This is a genomic window from Synergistaceae bacterium, assembly GCA_017444345.1.
GTDB lineage: Bacteria > Synergistota > Synergistia > Synergistales > Aminobacteriaceae > JAFUXM01.
On sequence record JAFSWW010000078.1, the window covers coordinates 1 to 3,889 of the forward strand.

At 37.4% G+C, this 3,889-nt stretch carries 3 protein-coding genes; 2 read left to right on the plus strand and 1 reads right to left on the minus strand.

The window, feature by feature from the left end:
* Both IJS99_05230 and IJS99_05235 read left to right on the plus strand, forming a co-directional pair.
* Window positions 1-1,066: glycosyltransferase family 8 protein (locus IJS99_05230; protein ID MBQ7561217.1), on the plus strand; the 1,066-nt coding region annotated here is incomplete at its 5' end.
* A 53-nt stretch (window positions 1,067-1,119) separates the two neighbouring features.
* Window positions 1,120-2,187 carry a glycosyltransferase family 8 protein gene (locus tag IJS99_05235; GenBank protein ID MBQ7561218.1) on the plus strand — a complete coding sequence of 356 codons (1,068 nt, stop codon included), beginning with the start codon at window positions 1,120-1,122 and terminating at the stop codon, window positions 2,185-2,187.
* Here the strand turns inward: IJS99_05235 and folP are convergent.
* Window positions 2,184-3,068: a dihydropteroate synthase gene (gene folP, locus IJS99_05240; GenBank protein ID MBQ7561219.1), complete on the minus strand. Its 885-nt coding sequence runs from the start codon at window positions 3,066-3,068 to the stop codon at window positions 2,184-2,186. The two genes, IJS99_05235 and folP, sit on opposite strands and share 4 nt — an antisense overlap.
* Window positions 3,069-3,889: the final 821 nt, after the last annotated feature.

Sequence of the window (3,889 nt, forward strand, 5' to 3'; positions counted from 1 at the left end):
AACGCACAACCTGCACGCATGCCCAAATTTAGGCGAAAAAATTCATGTTGCATTAGCTGTATATGATCCTTCAGGCAATTATTCACAACATGCCGGAGTTACAATCACGTCAATTTTTGAGAATACTTCAAGTCCGGTAATGATTCATCTTTTGCACGACGACACACTAACTCAAGATAACCGCGAAAAATTTATCAGGACTGCACAAAAATATTCGCAGGAAATAAATTTTCACGACATGACAAATTACAGAGATAAATTAACCAATGAAATGAAAGCTATAGCCGGAGGAAGATTCACCGTTGGGACGCTATATAGAATGTTTATCCCGCAGGCACTCGCTGACGTTGACAAAGTAATTTATCTTGACTGCGACGTACTTGTGAATCTCGATATTAAAGAATTATGGGATATTGACATCACAAAAAAATCTTTAGCCGGAGCATTAGACACAGAAGCATTTGGTGTTAACGTCTGGAAGGGGAAAGGTTTGGCAAGAGCAGTTAAATTCAAAATATGGGGAAGCAGCTACAAAACTTATATAAATGGCGGAGTATTATACATGAATCTCAAGAAAATCCGCGAAAGGGGAAATTTATTCGAGCTGGTTAAAAATTGGTGCGAACGTTACGGACATTTAGTGTCCAATGCAGATCAGGACGTTTTGAACGCTATTTTTTACGGCGATATTGAAATCGTAGACGGAAAATTTAACAGATACAATTTAGGCGGAGATATTTCAAATTCGATTCTGCACACATGGACTCATAAACCTTGGAGCGGCTTTCTCGGTGCAAATAGCGATATTCTTTACTGGAAAATGTATTTTAGAAGCGCATGGGGAGAAAATAAAACGTCAGCTGATGATGTTATTGCAATTCTCGCGGGCATGACGAAAATTACTCAAGGCTGGGGGCGGCACAATTCAAATTGGGACTGCATTAAAAGTATTTTCGCACACTATCAACGCAAAATAATGTATAGAATCATCCCTACAAGAGCTATAGCTGTAATTTTTTCGGAGTTGTATCACAGAATCAAATATAAATTTTCGCACCGTCATTAATATTTTGTTATGCTATAATTTCGATAATTTTCACGAAAGAAGGCAAACAAATCTTGACTACGACCGAAAAAGGCTGTACAATGCGCACAACGCACAACCTGCACGCATGCCCAAATTTAAGCGAAAAAATTCATGTTGCACTAGCTGTATACGATCCCTCAGGCAATTATTCACAGCACGCCGGAGTTACAATTACGTCAATTTTTGAGAATACATCAAGTCCGGTAATTATTCATCTTTTGCACGACGACACATTGACTCAAGATAACCGCGAAAAATTTATCAGGACTGCACAAAAATATTCGCAGGAAATAGAATTTATTGACATCAGCGATTATGACAAGAAATATATAAACGATCGGACAGCTTCAGAATTTGCAAATAAATACACTAAGGGGACATTATTTCGTTTCTTCATGCAAGACGTTATAAATCTCGACAAAATAATTTATCTTGACTGCGATATAGTTGTAAATCTTGATATTAGTGAACTCTGGAATATTGATATAAAAGATAACTGCATTGCAGCGGCACTCGATGAAGCTATGATGAAGACAAAAAATTTTTCTAATGTCAGATATTTCTTAAATGTCAGATGCTATCTAATTGGGTGTAGACTAAATCACTATATTAACGCGGGAGTCATGATAATGAATCTCAAAAAATTACGTGAACGTAAAAATTTCGCGATAGATTCATTAAATTGGCTCAATAAACATCTTCACATTGCGGAGTATGCTGACCAAGACGCTTTTAATGCATTGCTGAAAGATTCTATTATGCTGATTGACGGCAAATTTGACAGAATGATTTGGAATGCTGACAGCGATTTATCAGATTCGATTTTGCATGGCTGCTTCAGAAGATTCTGGAAAGTTTTTCCTGAAATGGGTGCTGATAAACTTTACTGGCATTTATTTCTGCGTAGTGCATGGGGAGAAAATGTTAATCCCGATGAGCTTATAGAAATTTTAAGCAGCATACCGAATCCCGTTAAAAGACTTTCTATTTTGCAGCGTGTAATAAGGCGGATCAAGCACGAATATAACAAATTGACTAATATACCATCATTAATAATTAAAGACTATTATTACCGAATCAAATATAAATTTTCGCGCTAAAACCTTGAGTCATTGACACCCTTAGCGATTAATAAAGCCTCGTTATTTGCTTTAACGTCATGAACCCGCAAGAGACTCACTCGTCCGGCAAGAAGACTCGTTACAGCAAGAGTCCCGGCCAAGTTCCCGCCCGTGAATCTTTTGCGCGAATGTCCTGCCAAAATCGGGAGTCCGAAAATTTTTAAGCTCTCGATATGTTTTATGATTGTCAGATTATCGCCTGAAGATTTCGCAAAGCCAAGCCCAGGATCTAATATTATATTGCCGTTGAAGCCCGAATCTTTGAGAACGTTTATTTTTGCGTCGAAATAATTTATCAGGTCGTCTAAAACATTTTCGCGGCCCTCGTAATTTTTCATGTCTGCCGGAGTACCTTCAATGTGCGATAAAATGTAAGGTGTATTCAATTCTGCAAGAGTCTTTAACATGTTATCATCAATAGTGAAGCCGCTTATGTCGTTTATTATGTCAGCACCTTCATTGACGGCGATTTTTGCTGTACTTGCTTTGTACGTGTCAATTGAGATTATTGCGTCGGGAAATTCTTTGCGCAAAATTTTTAGTGCAGGGATTAAACGCGAAATTTCTTCATCATGAGTAACCGGCAAAGCTCCCGGACGTGTTGACTCTGCTCCTAAGTCGAGAATGTCTGCGCCTTCTGACAAAAATTTTTGAGCTTGATTTATGATTTCTGACTCGTTTATTCTGCTTGCGTCATAAAATGAGTCGGGAGTCAAATTTATTATTGCCATTAATTTTGTGTCATGATTGAGAATTAATTTGCGCTGGCCGGATAAATTTATTTGCCATTCTTGAACGTTTAAATTTGTGAAGGCTCGTGAAAGTTTTTCGCGCAGTTCTTGAAGTCCCCAACAGTCCATAGAATTTAATTTTTGCAGCAAACTTTTTATTTGTGAGCATGTACCCATTATAAGCACGTCGCTTTTGTCGGTTTTGCAGTCGATAACGTGTTTAGTTACGATTGTGTCTCCGCCCCGCGATAAAGACTCTTGTTTGAGGAATGCCGCCGCCCTGAAGTCTATATTTTCTGCGAAGAAGTGAAAAATTTTGCTCTTAGGGGTTAAGTAAGCTAATGCTCTCGGATCTGTTTTGATTCGTGAACAAATTGCTTTGATGTCGTTATTGCAAGAAATATTTAACGGGTAAACCTGCAAAATTAATCGCCTCACATGAAAATTTTATTATATTTTACGCCCATTATTATAAAGAATGCTATAATTTATTTGCTTGCAAGTTTTAAGATCTCCCGGAAAAATTTTACAACTACATTTGCAACTACAAAAATTTGATGTTATTCGTGTGATTGTAAAGTTTTGCGGGAAAAAATTTTTTGCTAACGATTTAATTTTTGCGCATAGATTTTCGTGAAAAAATTTTTTGTGCTTGAGTGAGTATTAATTTGCTGTATAACTTACGGGCGGAGAAAATGAGCGCGAGAAAAAACGAGTTTTAGGGATTTTGTCATAGTTTTCCGAAAATGTTTTATGTAATTAATTTATCGCGCGAATATCGTTCGTTCTGCCCACCCACCCAAATTGAAGGGGTAGCGCGAATGTGCAAAAATTTAGTGCATTTGCTCATAAAAAAGTTTACAGCCATTATTGCAAATTTAACAGGACAATAAAGTCTTTCGGAATTACGGGCGGGAGAAAAAAAACGGGTCGCACACATACAATAAATA

Excerpts from the sequence above, each read along its gene's own strand:
- folP (MBQ7561219.1), bottom strand. The coding sequence starts at position 3,068 with ATGGACTGTTGGGGACTTCAAGAACTGCGCGAAAAACTTTCACGAGCC.